The organism is Streptococcus suis (assembly GCF_019856455.1).
GTDB classification, from domain to species: Bacteria; Bacillota; Bacilli; order Lactobacillales; family Streptococcaceae; genus Streptococcus; species Streptococcus suis_AE.
Genome location: NZ_CP082205.1, coordinates 2,035,776 through 2,049,449, shown reverse-complemented (window position 1 = coordinate 2,049,449; position 13,674 = coordinate 2,035,776). Strand labels below are relative to the sequence as shown.

Below are 13,674 nucleotides of genomic sequence, written 5' to 3'. Positions count from 1 at the left end.
GATGATTACATTAAAACCTGTGGATGAGATTTCCTATCAAGCAGTCTTAGACTTGACAGTAGCCGAGGAGGACAAGGGCTTCGTGGCTCCCAATGTGCGTTCACTCGCTGACGCTTGGCTTTACAGAGAAAACGGGGATGTTTTCCCTTATGCCATCTGGGTAGATGAACAGGTGGTCGGTTTTGCCTTGATTGACATTGATGAAGACATCCAGCAGTATATGCTCTGGCGATTTATGATTGGCCAAGAGTTTCAAGGAAGGGGCTATGGCCAGGCTGCTTTGGAGGTCGTAATAGCAATGGCTCAGTCACACCCTGTCTGCGACCATTTGATTGCAGCCTATGTCAAGGGCAATCAGAAAATGGCTTATCTCTTGGAGAAAAATGGTTTTGTCTTAGATGTTGAAGAAGAAAGGGAATTGGTCTTTCGTTTGGAAACGCCTGGTGTTAAGCTATGAAATCTGCATTGTTAGTCATTGACATTCAGAACCTTCTAGTGAAGGAAAAACCTTATGCCATTGAAGAGCGATTAGCCCTCTGGCAAGATAGCCTTGCACAAGCCCGTCAAGCGGGGCTAGAAGTCATTCATGTCCGCCATCATGATCAGGAATTGGTCAAGGGGACTGCCGACTGGGAAATTCACTCAATTGTTGCACCCTTAGCTAGCGAGAAGATTTTCGATAAGACCTTTAACAGTGCCTTCAAGGAAACGGGGCTTCATGCTTATTTGCAGGAAAAGGGAATTGAGCAGCTCATTATCATGGGCATGGCGACCAATTTTTGCATTGATACGACGATTAAAGTAGCTTATGAACTAGGCTACAAGGTAGCTGTGCTTCAGGACGGAACGACGACAGGTTATTCAGGCAAATTGGATGCCAAAGACTTGATTGACCACTACCAAAACATCAGGTCATGGAATTTTGCCCAGGTAGATACATTAGAAAATATAATTAGAGGATAACATGAAAGAACTAGATTTAGTAAAAGTTGTGGTTCAGGCTGCTGATGACAAGCGAGCTGAGGACCTTGTTGTAATTGATGTTCAAGGCGTGACCAGTCTGACAGACTACTTTGTGATTGCCAGCTCCATGAACAGTCGCCAGTTGGAGGCTATTGCGGAAAACATCCGTGAAAAGGTAGCGGAAGTTGGAATCAAGGGTAGCCGTGTAGAAGGCGATAGTAACGGTGGCTGGGTTCTTTTGGACCTTGGAGGCGTTGTCGTTCATATCTTCTCAGAAGAAATGCGTGACCTCTACAACCTTGAAAAATTATGGCATGAAGGCAGCTTTTTGGAAGTCGCAGACTTTTTAGAAAAGGAATAGTGGAAGCGGGAGAGAACTCGACTAGTCAAAAAGAGTTTGTTAACAACTCAAAACTATGACTTCTTGAACACAGCATGAGTTAATGAAGCAGTCGATTGGCTGCTTTTTATGAAAGGAAAAATATGGCAACTTATGAAACCTTTGCGGCGGTCTATGATGAAATCATGGACGACAGCTTGTATGATAAATGGACAGATTTTAGCTTGCGGAACTTGCCACAAGACACCAAGACAATTTTAGAATTGGCCTGTGGGACAGGGATTCAGGCTGTACGTTTTGCTCAAAAGGGCTTTGAAGTGACAGGTCTTGACCTGTCCTATGAAATGTTGGAATTGGCCCAGAAAAAAGCAGAAGCTGCTGGTGTCATGATAGAATTGGCCCAGGCAGATATGATGGCTCTGGAAGGTGTTGGAGATTTTGATGCGGTGACCTGTTACTCGGACAGCCTTTGCTACATGGCGGACCAAGCAGCTGTTTTGCGGGTTTTTGAGGGCGTTCACTCTGTTCTCAATACAGGCGGGACCTTCCTTTTTGACGTTCACTCCATCTATCAAATGGAGGAAGTGTTTGCAGGCTATAGCTACCATGAAAACTACGAGGATTTTGCCTTTGTCTGGGACACCTATGAAGGTGAGCGTGAGTATTCCATTGTTCATGAATTGACCTTCTTTGTCAAAGATGAGGACAGTCAAGAGGAGCGGTTTATCCGTCGGGATGAAGTGCATGAAGAGCGGACCTATCCGATTGAAACTTATGTGGAATTATTGAAAGAAGCTGGATTTGCTTCTGTGGAAGTCTTTGCGGACTTTGAAGATGAAGCGCCGACAGAAACTAGCCAGCGGTGGTTTTTCAAGGCGGTCAAGGCATGATTTCAGGGATAATAGCGGAATACAATCCTTTTCATACGGGACATAAGTACTTGCTGGAGCAGGCTGAGGGGTTGAAAATCGTGGTTATGTCTGGCAATTTTATGCAACGGGGTGAGCCAGCTATTGTGGATAAGTGGACACGGGCTCAGATGGCTTTGGAACACGGGGCAGATCTTGTTGTCGAGATGCCCTTTTTGGTGTCTGTCCAGTCGGCTGACCATTTTGCCAAGGGAGCCATCAGCATTTTACACAAGCTGGGTGTGGAAAAACTGGTTTTCGGTACGGAAGAAATGCTGGATTACCAAAAGATTGCGAATATCTATGTGGATAAGTCGGAAGAGATGGAAAATTTTGTGAAAAACTTGCCAGACAATCTCTCTTATCCACAGAAGACCCAGGCTATGTGGCAGGCGTTTGCGGGTCTAACCTTCACAGGTGATACGCCCAACCATATTCTGGCCTTGGCTTATGCTAAGGCGGTGGCTGGAACAGGCATTCAGCTCAGCCCTGTTCAACGGCAGGGAGCTGGTTTTCACTCGGAAGAGGTGGAAACGACCTACGCCTCGGCGACAGCTATTCGAAAGGGTGCTGACCAATTGGACTTGGTGCGTGACTTTTTACCGTCTGCCAGTCTCTTTGAGGAGGCGACCAAGGTAAGCTGGAGAAATTATTTTCCCCTGCTCCGCTATCAGATTGCGACCCACCGAGCTCTCAGTCAGGTCTTTCAGGTCAACGAAGAACTAGCCAGTCGTATCCGCTCTGCTACTGGGAGCGTAGCGACCGTCGAGGAGCTAGTGGATGCTGTTGCGACCAAGCGCTACACCAAGGCGCGGGTGCGGCGGGTGCTGACCTATATCCTGGTCAATGCGGTGGAAACTCCCTTGCCAGATGCGGTCCATGTATTGGGCTTTTCAGCTCGAGGTCAGGCCTATCTCAAGACCGTCAAGGAGCGGGTGGACCTGGTGACGCGGATCGGCAAAGAGCCCTGGGACAGCCTGACCCAGCAGGCGGATGCGGTCTATCAACTGGGCGCTGACGCAATGGCAGAGCAGACCTATGGGCGCGTGCCAATGAGGGTGGAGTGAGATGAATGCAATAAAGAATGGGAAGTTTTTGTCGTTGACTTGAAAAACTTCCTATTTTTTTTGTATAATTTAAGTAGAAAAATCAAAGGAAATAAATCATGAAAAATTGGATGGACTATTTTAAGCCTCACATTGTAGATAGGGGTTGCAGTTTATTTTTAGACGATGCTGTTCAAGGGCTTGAAGAGGTGGGTGATGGCTACAATGCACACGTTATTGGTGGTCAAGTCTATGAGGTGGAGATTAGCTTTGAGCACGGTCAGCTGGTCAATATGTGGTGTGAGTGTCCATATGCTCAAGAAATGAACCACTGCAAGCATATGGCAGCAGTCTTGTTTGCTATTTCTGAATTAGATAGCCAGCCAGCTCTTGAGGGCAAAGATGTGTCACTTGCCCAGCTCCTGGATAAACTGACAGTTGAGCAACTACGGGCTGTTGTTCTTGAATTAGCCCAAGAAGATAGGGAACTAGCCAATCGGCTACAACTGCGTTTCTCTGCCCAGTTAACACCTCAGCAAGTGGAAAATGTGATGAAGGAAATCAGAGACCTCGGCCGTCCCTTTGAGGACAGGCGTATGGGGTTTATAGAGTATAGGCAGACTAGGGATTACGAACGGGCCGTGGAAAAGGCCATGCATCAGTATCTCCAGCCTTTGCTGGATAGGTGTGAGTATGCGAATTTCTTGGCTGTATCAGATGCCTTCTATCACCAGATTTGCCAGCAAGAGTTGGATGATTCCAATGGAACGACTGGTAGTCTGCTGTATAGACTTGCTGGCTACTGGCAGAATTTATTGACTGTAGCTCCGGATAAGATTGTCCAAGAATTACTAGACTGGTGCTTAGAACAGCTAAGTGGCTATGAGGTTGCAGAAGATCTTCTCATGGAATTTGTGGAAATGGAGTTTCAAGAAGAAACCTTCCTTGAGCAGAAATTGACCTATTTTCAAGCTGTTTTGCAGGCGATAGAAGAAGGAGACCAGTCCTCTTGGTCATGGAAATTCCGTCGTGACCGATTTGCCTTGCTCTGTTACAGGTTGTTGGTTCAGTTGGACTCTAGTGAGGCAGACTTGTTGACCTTCCAGGCCAATCATTGGGAGGTGGCTGGACTTCGTAAACTAGCCATTGCCCAGGCTGTAGCAAATCAGCATCTAGACCGTGCCGTTCACCTCTTGCAGGAAAGTAAGCGCCTGGATGCCCAGTATAGGGGACTGGTGTCGGATTATAGCCAGCAGTTACGGGACATCTACCGGTCTCAGGGGCAGGATGACAAGGTCAGAGAAGAATTGCTGGAGATGATTTTCTCTGCTGGTGATACTGATTTGGAGCTGGTAGAGGAGTTACGGGACTATGTTTCTAGGGAAGAATGGCAGAGCTACTTAGATGATTTGCTGGAGGATGGTCGTTTCCGGTCACAGCAGTTGAAATTGTTGCAATTGGCAGACCGACCGCAGGAATTATTGGACCGCATTACAGCAAGTTACTGGTTCTTAGAAAATTTGGATCGATTTGAAGACTATTTATCAGAGAAACTGCCTGAGCAATTACGAGATGCCTACGCTCAAGCTCTTTGTCAGCAGATGGATGTGGCTAGTAGTCGAAGCCGCTATCGTCAGTTGGCAGGGTATTTGGTAAAAATTGCAGGTTTACCTGATGGGAAAGTGGTGAGTACAAGTCTTCGCACTTCGTGGAAAGTCCAGTATCCGCGACGCAAAGCCATGATAGAGGAATTAGATGCAGTGAGGTGGTAGGATATGGCAGTTTGGTTTCAAGATGTGGTTGATTCGTTGCAGATGATTAGTCAAGGTGATAGGTACTATTATGATAGCTATTTAGATGAATTAGTCTATCTGTCTGTTGAGGAAACGGGGCTTGAATCCTGTGAAGGTTTAGAAGAAGAGATTGAGGAGGATGTGACGGGAAGGTTCGTACGGCTGCCGACCTATTATGACTTCAATCCCTACACATTTATGGAGCTCTATATTTCTGATTTGACTGATGGAGACTTGTCTGGCCGTCTATTTCGAGCTATTCGAGGGCGCGGTGCTTTTAGACGTTTTAAGAATGAGTTAGAGAGATGTTACCGTTTGGAAGAATGGTATGCCTTTGAAACACAATGTTACAAAGAACTTGTACTGGAATGGTGCCAGGAAAATAAGATTGCTATTGTGGACAACCAGCTGAAAAAAATGTAATATTTCCCTTGACTCTCACCTTACGTTACCCCTTATACTGATTATAGAGAGGAGATTTTCCATGAAAACAGTTAAGGAAGTGAGTCAACTTTCAGGTATCAGTGTGCGCACACTTCATTATTACGATGAAATAAATTTGCTGACACCTAGTTTTATTGCGGAAAACAGATATCGTTATTATGATAATGAGGCGTTTGAAAAGTTGCAAGAAATCTTACTTTTTCGTGAATTGGAATTTCCTCTCAAAGAAATAAAAAAATTGTAGGGAATGCGGCGTATGACAGAGAAGCGGCTTTGAAAGACCAGATTAGATTACTGGAGTTGAAAAAGAAACACTTGGAAAAAGTCATAAAGCATGCCAAGTCTTTACAGCAGAAGGGAGAAAATTACATGAATTTTGAAGTGTTTGATAAGTCGGATTTGTTGGCTTTCCAGGAGGAAGCTAAAGAAAGATGGGGTAATACCGTAGCTTTTCAGGAATTTTCTGCTAAGACAAATCAGGAAGGGTTTGCTCAGATAAGTTCAGAAATATCTGGTATTATGATGGAATTTGGAAAAATGAAGAATTTATCAGCTGATGATTCTAAAGTTCAGAAACAAGTAGAGGTTCTTAAAGCTTATATTAGTGAGAATTTTTATAATTGTACCAATGAAATTCTAGCAAGTCTAGGACAAATGTATATTGCAGATAACCGGTTTACTCAATTTATTGATCAAGTGGGAGGAGAAGGTACAGCGTCCTTTGTCAGTCAAGCGATTGCGATTTATTGTGTAAAATAAATAAGAAAAGTCTAGTGAAAACTAGGCTTTTTTTACTGAAAACAGGACAAAATACTTGACAAAATCGACTGCTATACTAGTATAGCAGGGCTTGACACTACGGGCAAGCCCTTCCTAATTAGCGTTAAAAGTAATTATGAGCAAGGGGAATAATCAATGTTTTACACTTATAAAATAGGCATTTCTGCTGAGGAACATGATTCATTTGTAAAACAATCACCACAGGCCAATCTCTTGCAGAGCAGTCAGTGGGCAACCGTAAAAAGTGAGTGGCGAAATGAGAGACTAGGCTTTTTTAAAGATGGGAAATTAGTGGCAGTTGCTTCTCTTCTTATCAGAAGGTTGGTAGTACCATTTGGTTTTACGATGATTTATATACCTAGAGGTCCTGTAATGGATTATGAAGATGCTGAATTAGTATCATTTGTATTTAAGTCCATTAAAGAATTTGCCCTGCGAGAACGCAGTGTTGTTATAAAATTCGATCCATTTATTCGACTATCTAGTAAAACTATAACAGGAGATAGGGAAGAAGAATTAAATGTACTTGCCGTCAAAGATAGGATTGTTGATTTGGGAGGTATTTGGTCTGGTCGAGTGCAGACCATGTCGGCTACAATCCAACCTACTTGTCATGCAGTATTGTATAGCGAATCCTTCTCAGAGGAATCACTAAATAAACGAGTTCGACAAAATATTCGGTCGGCGCGTAATAAAGGTATTGAGATTCGAATTGGTCGTGAGGAATTGTTAAGAGATTTTTCAGAGCTATTAAAAAAGACTGAGGAGCGCAAATCTATTCGCTTGCGGGGGAGAGAGTATTATCAAAAAATATTGAATGCCTATCCAGAAAATTCTTATATTGTAGTTGCCTATTTGGATTTAGCAAAGAGATATGAACAGTTATCTTATCTTGAAGAAAAATTAGTAAAAGAAGCCATGACTTTCACCTCCACTACGAGACAATCGAAGATTGAAAATTATAAAAAAGAAACCCGAAGAATAAATACAGAATTAGAAATGATACATTCTCTGATTCGTAACGGGAGTAAGTTAGTTCCATTGGCTGGTACTTTGACAATTGATTTTGCAGGAACATCTGAAAATATCTATGCTGGTATGGATGAAAAGTTTAAACATTATCAGCCTGCTTTACTAACATGGGTGGAGACAGCAAAGTGTGCATTCGAACGAGGTGTGAAATGGCAAAATTTAGGAGGAATAGAGCCAACTTTAGACGGAGGCCTTTATCACTTTAAATCACATTTGAATCCAGTAGTAGAAGAGTATATCGGCGAATTCGATCTTATTGTTTCGCCAATATTATATAAGATTTTTCAAGTTTTACTGGAAATTAGAAAAAAATTAAGGAAGAAAAAATAATGACTTTTTGTCAAATAACTAAAGAAGAATTTTTAAAGCATTGTGAACAAGTAAATGAAAAATCATTTTTTCAATCTATTGAGATGGCCGGATTACTATCCAAGCGAGGATATGATGTTCGCTATGCTGGTTTTAAAAATTCACAATCAGAAATCGTTATTTCTACTTTGCTTTTCTGTAAGAAGATGGCTGGTGGTTTGTATATGGAATTGAATTCTGGACCGCTGGTTACCGATGATGCTTATTTAGAGGAATTTTATCAATCTTTAAAAAACTATGCTAAGCGTGAAGGCGTACTTGAATTGGTGGTCAAGCCTTCCCAAACCTATCAACTCTTTGATAGTGTAGGGAATCCAATTAGTGAAGCAGATACTCAACTAATTGAGAAGATGGTGCAAGTTGGATTTAAACATGATGGCTTACAAACAGGTTATCCAAATGGAGAGCCGGTTTGGCATTATGTGAAGGATTTGGAGGGGATTACTGAAGATACCTTAGTATCCTCCTTTAGTAAAAAAGGGAAAGTTCTTAGTAAGAAGGCTAATAGCTTTGGACTGAAAATTATTAGATTAACAAAGGATGAACTACCGCGATTTAAAGCTATAACAGAAACTACTTCAAACAGAAGAGATTATACAGATAAACCGTTAGAATATTATCAAGATCTATTTGATACATTTAGTGATGGAGCGGATTTCTTAATTGCAAGTTTGAATCTGACTACCTATCTAGATTTATTACATTCTCAAGAAGATAAATTGAAAAAAATAGCAGAGAATTTAGTGCAAGATTTGAGTATAAATCCGAAATCTAGAAAAAAAGGGAATGAACTACGCGAAATTGAAAGTCAAATAGAGAGTTTTGAGCAACGAAAACAAAATGCTGAACACTGGATTAACAAATATGGGACATCTGATATAGATATTGCTGCTAGTTTGTTTATATATACTAAACAAGAATTGGTGTATTTATTTAGTGGTTCACTTGAGGAGTTCAGTAGTTTCTATGCTCCAATCGTTTTACAAGAATTCGCAATGAAGAAGGCAATAAAAAAATCTATCAAGTTTTATAATTTCTTAGGGATTACAGGCTTATTCGATGGCTCGGATGGTGTTCTTCGCTTTAAGCAAAATTTTAATGGGTATATTTTGAGAAAAGCTGGTACTTTTCGTTACTATCCTCATCCGATAAAGCATAAAATAATTCAAATTATCAAAAACATACTAAGATTAGTAGTGAGGAAATCTCCGACGGGAGAGAGTAGTCACTACTTTTTCTTTATGTTAAAGTAGAGGTGTCTTGTTAAGTCGAGAACTCTTTTGACGCTAGACGTCGCATCAAAAACTGGCAAGACACCTGTTTTAGAAAGAATGTTATCAAAGTATGTGGGACGCCAGACGTCGAGTATTGAAAATGACATCACTAAAACAAGGAATCATTCAAGACAAAGAGGTAATATCATGCGTGCAGTTTTTGGGATTGATGTGAGTAAGGCAAGTTCAGAAGTGGCCATTCTAGTCAATGGTGAGAAAGTTCATGGCTATACCATGTCCAATGACGCCATCGGCTTTGCTCGGCTACTTGGCGATTTGAAAACCGTCCATAAGCCAGAAATCATCTTTGAAGCAACAGGTGTCTATTCTCGCCGTCTCCAAACTTTTCTAGAAGATAATGGCTATGCTTATACAAGGCTTAATCCCTTAGAAGCTAAGAAGCAACTGGATAGCTTGCGTGTGAGGAAAACAGATCAAATTGACGCTGAAAAACTGGCTCAATCTCAATTTGTGCTGAATCGTAAACCCACTTATGTCCAAGAAGAAGTCTATCAAGAACTGCGAGATTTAAGTCGCTTCTATCAGAACTTAACTGAGGACATCGTTCGAGCTAAAAACCGTCTGCACAAGGTCTTGCAAGTCACGTTTCCAGAGATAGAGACTGTCTTATCAAAGCCAACTGGGGAACAATACTGGAACTTAGTTACTGCGTTTCCTTACAAGGACTTCGTGCTTGATTTAAGCAAGGACGAACTCTTAGAGAGCATTCGTCAGTCCACCTCAAAACGGATTTCTGACAAGCGTGTGGCGTATTTAGCTGAGAAGCTGATAGCACTAGCTAATCAATCTTATTGTGCCGTCAAGAAAACCTCTCCAATGCTGGAAGAGGTTCGTTATTATGCAAAAGAATTGCTTCGGCTTTCTGAACAGAGACAAACTGTCCTAGACCAAATGGTGGAACTAGCTCAGCCATTACCTGAATATGACATTCTGCTCTCTATTCCTGGAATAGCTGAGACTACTGCAACAAGTATTATTGGTGAACTGGGAGATATTCGCCGTTTTCAGTCTGCCAACCAAATCAATGCCTTTATCGGTATTGATCTGAGACACTATGAATCTGGCAACTTCCTCGCTAAGGAACACATTACCAAGCGTGGCAATCCCTACGCTAGAAAGATTCTGTTCAAATGTATTCACAATATCGCTTCAGCCAGTCACACCAATCCTTGCCATATCGCCGACTTTTATGAGAAACGAAAAAGACAATCGCAAACGACTTCTACAAAGCCACACACGATTGCCTCCATACATCGTCTCATTCGGACAATGTATTACCTCATAACGCATAACAAACTTTACGATTATCGTTCTACCCAAAATCAGTAAGATTGTTTATGCTATATTATTGTAACACCTTACCAAAAATTTTCAACATAAGGTGTTCATTTCGTGTACTCTTTTTTACACGAAACTTTAGTCCAAAAGAAAACAATTTCCTTATTTTGACTATTGAACTTAACATATTTTTCATCAAATACCTTGATAGGCTTGACAAATGGTAGAAAAAATAGTAAAATAATACTATATACTTTATCGAAAGAGGTCCCCATGATTCAACCTATTATGAAAGATATTTTCTTCCTGCAACAAAAGTCTGAGCCTGCGACTCAGCTAGATGTGCAGGTCGGTCAGGATTTACAGGATACTTTGGTAGCCAACGCTCACGCCTGCGTGGGCATGGCGGCCAACATGATTGGCGTCAAAAAGCGGATTATCATCGTCAACATGGGCTTCACCAACCTGGTCATCTACAATCCCGTCCTCATCAGCAAGGCCAAGCCCTATCAGACAGAAGAGGGCTGCCTGTCGCTCGAAGGTATCCGTCCGACCACTCGCTATCAGGAGATTGAAGTGGAGTTTTTTGATGCTTCTTGGAAAAAGCAGAACCTAAAGCTGACAGACTTCCAAGCCCAGATTGTTCAGCATGAACTAGATCATTTGGAAGGGATTATCATCTAGTAGCTACCAAATCTACCGTCAGGTAGATTTTTTTATAGTCATTTGAATTAACTTTGATACATCGTCACTTTCGCCTTGCCATACTTTAGTATAGCCTGCGCCTTTGTTCCTTGTCTGAAAGCTAATTCATTCGACTATAAAAAGTCAAAAAAGGTCAAACAAAACTGTTGACTTTTACTGACCAATGGTGTAGAATAAGATTCGTAAGGTAAAGGACCTTACGAATTCTTTGAACAAAAGATCAGTTTAGGTCAAACAAAATGCTGTTTGACTGACTAATTGACTAATTGACTAATTGGTCAGTAAAGGACAAACTTCTGAGGAGGTTGCTATGAAAGATAAGATTATACCCTATTAGCGTCATTTAGTTTATCTTTTATTACTGCGTTGACTCGCTTTGCCGTACTCCAGTACTGCCTTCAGCTCGTTGCCTAGTACTAAAAGCAAACTAAAAGACTAAATCAATTTTTTTAAAACAAAGGTCAGTAAAAGTCAAAAGAAATAGAATTTATAAACGAGGTAACTACTATGAACAACAATTTCAATAACTTTAACAACATGGACGATATTTTCAATCAACTCATGGGCAACATGGGAGGCTACAGCACCGAACGCCGTCGCTATGCGATCAATGGTCGTGAGGTGACGCCGGAGGAATTTGCCATTTACCGTCAGACTGGTCGCTTGCCACAGACAGAAGAAGTGGCTCAAACACAGGCCAAAGGTCAGATAAAGTCAGACGGGATTCTTGCAAAACTGGGTCGCAATTTGACCCAAGATGCGCGTGAAGGTAAGTTGGATCCAGTCATTGGACGAAACAAGGAAATCCAAGAAACCTCTGAAATCCTAGCTCGTCGTACCAAGAACAACCCTGTTCTGGTCGGTGATGCGGGTGTCGGAAAGACAGCGGTAGTAGAAGGCTTGGCTCAAGCCATTGTCAACGGAGATGTGCCAGCAGCCATTAAGAACAAGGAAATCATCTCCATCGACATTTCAGGCTTGGAAGCTGGGACTCAGTATCGTGGTGCTTTTGAGGAAAATGTGCAGAATCTTGTGGATGAAGTCAAAAAAGCAGGAAATATCATTCTCTTCTTTGATGAAATTCATCAGATTTTGGGAGCTGGTAGCACTGGTGGGGACTCAGGTTCCAAGGGTTTAGCGGATATTCTCAAACCAGCTTTATCCCGTGGGGAATTGACGGTTATCGGTGCCACTACACAGGACGAATACCGCAATACCATTCACAAGAACGCCGCTCTGGCTCGTCGTTTCAATGAAGTCAAGGTTAATGCTCCGTCCGCAGAAGACACCTACCAGATTTTGAAAGGGATTAAGCCGCTTTATGAAGCCCACCACAATATTGAATTGCCAGATGAGGTCTTGAGAGCTGCGGTTGATTATTCCGTCCAATATATTCCACAACGTAGCTTGCCTGATAAGGCCATTGACCTAGTCGATGTGACTGCTGCACACTTGGCTGCACAACATCCTGTGACAGATATTCAGACCTTAGAAGCAGAAATGGCTGAGGCAAAACAGTTGCAGTTGGAAGCAGCTGAAAAAGAGGATTATGAAAAAGCCTTGAATGAAAAAGTCCGTATTGATAAGCTACAAAAACAGATTGACAACCATACCGAAAGTCAAAAAGTTGTTGCGACTGTTAATGATGTGGCTCAGGCGGTTGAGCGGATGACAGGAATTCCAGTCTCTCAAATGGGAGCTTCTGATATTGAACGACTCAAGGAATTGAAAAATCGCCTGGCAGCTAAGGTTATCGGTCAAGACGATGCGGTGGAAGCTGTATCCCGTGCCATTCGTCGGAATCGTGCAGGTTTTGATGATGGCAACCGTCCGATTGGTTCCTTCCTCTTTGTCGGTCCGACAGGTGTGGGTAAGACAGAGTTGGCAAAACAGTTAGCGCTAGACTTGTTTGGTAACAAGGATGCCATTATTCGTTTGGATATGTCTGAATACAGCGATCGGACAGCCGTTTCCAAATTAATCGGTACCACAGCTGGCTACATTGGCTACGATGACAATTCCCATACTCTCACTGAACGTGTCCGCCGCAATCCTTACTCCATTGTCCTCTTGGATGAGATTGAAAAGGCAGATCCGCAAGTGATTACCCTTCTCTTGCAAGTGCTAGATGACGGGCATTTGACTGATGGACAGGGCAACCAAGTTAACTTTAAAAATACCATTATTATCGCGACTTCCAATGCTGGTTTTGGTTATGGAATGGCAGAAGGTGAAGAAGAGCTAGACATCATGGACCGCATCGCACCATTCTTCCGTCCGGAGTTCCTTAATCGTTTTAACGCAGTTATCGAATTCAAGCACTTGGGTAAAGATGATCTCAAAGCCATTGTAGAATTACTTTTGTCCCAGGTCAATAATACCCTGGCGAAGAAAGGCATCCAATTAATGGTAACGGAAGCTGCCAAAGAATTCTTGATGGAAGAAGGCTATGACAAGGCCATGGGAGCCCGTCCTCTGCGCCGCGTGATTGAAAATCAGATTCGAGACAAGGTAACAGATTACTATTTGGATCATGTTGATGTCAAATATCTGGAAGCGGATGTGGTTGATGGAAGCATCCAAATAAAAGAGCAAAGCTTTGCTTAAAAATAGTGAAGAATTTGAAAAATCGGATAGAACTATCTGATTTTTTCTTTTTTGTTATTCGCTAACAAATGCTATAAAATAGGCTTTCTAGAGCATATTAAAACTTTTTTTATA

General features: G+C 42.1%; 12 protein-coding genes and 1 pseudogene. All 13 read left to right on the top strand.

Features of this window, described 5'->3' with window-relative positions; all coding sequences use genetic code 11:
• Nucleotide 1: 1 nt before the first annotated feature.
• The 13 genes and pseudogenes from K6969_RS09845 (at nt 2) to K6969_RS09785 (ending at nt 13,560) form a co-directional block, all read left to right on the top strand.
• Nucleotides 2–457 carry a GNAT family N-acetyltransferase gene (locus tag K6969_RS09845; RefSeq protein WP_171942961.1) on the top strand — a complete coding sequence of 152 codons (456 nt, stop codon included), beginning with the start codon at nt 2–4 and terminating at the stop codon, nt 455–457.
• Nucleotides 454–963, top strand: a complete 510-nt coding sequence (locus tag K6969_RS09840; protein ID WP_029173971.1) for a cysteine hydrolase family protein — start codon at nt 454–456, stop codon at nt 961–963. The genes K6969_RS09845 and K6969_RS09840 overlap by 4 nt, the downstream gene beginning before the upstream one ends.
• 1 nt (nt 964) lies before the next feature.
• Complete coding sequence (gene rsfS, locus K6969_RS09835; RefSeq protein WP_029173970.1) at nt 965–1,324, top strand: ribosome silencing factor; 360 nt, start codon at nt 965–967, stop codon at nt 1,322–1,324.
• 122 nt (nt 1,325–1,446) lie between these two features.
• Nucleotides 1,447–2,193: a class I SAM-dependent DNA methyltransferase gene (locus K6969_RS09830; protein WP_029173969.1), complete on the top strand. Its 747-nt coding sequence runs from the start codon at nt 1,447–1,449 to the stop codon at nt 2,191–2,193.
• Nucleotides 2,190–3,278, top strand: coding sequence for a nucleotidyltransferase (locus K6969_RS09825; protein WP_029173968.1), 1,089 nt, complete (start codon nt 2,190–2,192; stop codon nt 3,276–3,278). The genes K6969_RS09830 and K6969_RS09825 overlap by 4 nt, the downstream gene beginning before the upstream one ends.
• A 98-nt stretch (nt 3,279–3,376) precedes the next feature.
• On the top strand, nt 3,377–5,029 hold the full coding sequence (locus K6969_RS09820) for an SWIM zinc finger family protein (protein ID WP_029173967.1): 1,653 nt from the start codon (nt 3,377–3,379) through the stop codon (nt 5,027–5,029).
• Nucleotides 5,030–5,032: 3 nt separating this feature from the next.
• Entirely contained in the window at nt 5,033–5,473 is a 441-nt protein-coding gene (locus tag K6969_RS09815) for a UPF0158 family protein (protein ID WP_171942962.1), read from the top strand.
• Nucleotides 5,474–5,534: 61 nt separating this feature from the next.
• Nucleotides 5,535–6,253, top strand: a pseudogene (locus K6969_RS09810) (MerR family transcriptional regulator).
• A gap of 156 nt (nt 6,254–6,409) precedes the next feature.
• Nucleotides 6,410–7,636 (top strand): peptidoglycan bridge formation glycyltransferase FemA/FemB family protein, encoded by a 1,227-nt coding sequence (locus K6969_RS09805; RefSeq protein ID WP_029173965.1) that lies wholly within the window; start codon nt 6,410–6,412, stop codon nt 7,634–7,636.
• Nucleotides 7,636–8,928: an aminoacyltransferase gene (locus K6969_RS09800; protein ID WP_171942963.1), complete on the top strand. Its 1,293-nt coding sequence runs from the start codon at nt 7,636–7,638 to the stop codon at nt 8,926–8,928. The genes K6969_RS09805 and K6969_RS09800 overlap by 1 nt, the downstream gene beginning before the upstream one ends.
• Nucleotides 8,929–9,096: 168 nt before the next feature.
• A complete protein-coding gene (locus tag K6969_RS09795) occupies nt 9,097–10,299 on the top strand; it encodes an IS110 family transposase (RefSeq protein ID WP_321537509.1) in 1,203 nt (400 codons plus the stop codon).
• A 222-nt stretch (nt 10,300–10,521) separates the two neighbouring features.
• A complete protein-coding gene (locus K6969_RS09790; protein WP_105130490.1) occupies nt 10,522–10,932 on the top strand; it encodes a peptide deformylase in 411 nt (136 codons plus the stop codon).
• A gap of 528 nt (nt 10,933–11,460) precedes the next feature.
• Nucleotides 11,461–13,560 (top strand): AAA family ATPase, encoded by a 2,100-nt coding sequence (locus K6969_RS09785; RefSeq protein WP_029174124.1) that lies wholly within the window; start codon nt 11,461–11,463, stop codon nt 13,558–13,560.
• The last annotated feature ends 114 nt before the right edge of the window (nt 13,561–13,674 follow it).

Coding starts and splice junctions, on each gene's coding strand:
- K6969_RS09815 (WP_171942962.1), top strand. CDS start 5,033: ATGGCAGTTTGGTTTCAAGATGTGGTTGATTCGTTGCAGATGATTAGT.
- K6969_RS09845 (WP_171942961.1), top strand. CDS start 2: ATGATTACATTAAAACCTGTGGATGAGATTTCCTATCAAGCAGTCTTA.
- K6969_RS09795 (WP_321537509.1), top strand. CDS start 9,097: ATGCGTGCAGTTTTTGGGATTGATGTGAGTAAGGCAAGTTCAGAAGTG.
- rsfS (WP_029173970.1), top strand. CDS start 965: ATGAAAGAACTAGATTTAGTAAAAGTTGTGGTTCAGGCTGCTGATGAC.
- K6969_RS09785 (WP_029174124.1), top strand. CDS start 11,461: ATGAACAACAATTTCAATAACTTTAACAACATGGACGATATTTTCAAT.
- K6969_RS09805 (WP_029173965.1), top strand. CDS start 6,410: ATGTTTTACACTTATAAAATAGGCATTTCTGCTGAGGAACATGATTCA.
- K6969_RS09825 (WP_029173968.1), top strand. CDS start 2,190: ATGATTTCAGGGATAATAGCGGAATACAATCCTTTTCATACGGGACAT.
- K6969_RS09800 (WP_171942963.1), top strand. CDS start 7,636: ATGACTTTTTGTCAAATAACTAAAGAAGAATTTTTAAAGCATTGTGAA.
- K6969_RS09820 (WP_029173967.1), top strand. CDS start 3,377: ATGAAAAATTGGATGGACTATTTTAAGCCTCACATTGTAGATAGGGGT.
- K6969_RS09830 (WP_029173969.1), top strand. CDS start 1,447: ATGGCAACTTATGAAACCTTTGCGGCGGTCTATGATGAAATCATGGAC.
- K6969_RS09840 (WP_029173971.1), top strand. CDS start 454: ATGAAATCTGCATTGTTAGTCATTGACATTCAGAACCTTCTAGTGAAG.
- K6969_RS09790 (WP_105130490.1), top strand. CDS start 10,522: ATGATTCAACCTATTATGAAAGATATTTTCTTCCTGCAACAAAAGTCT.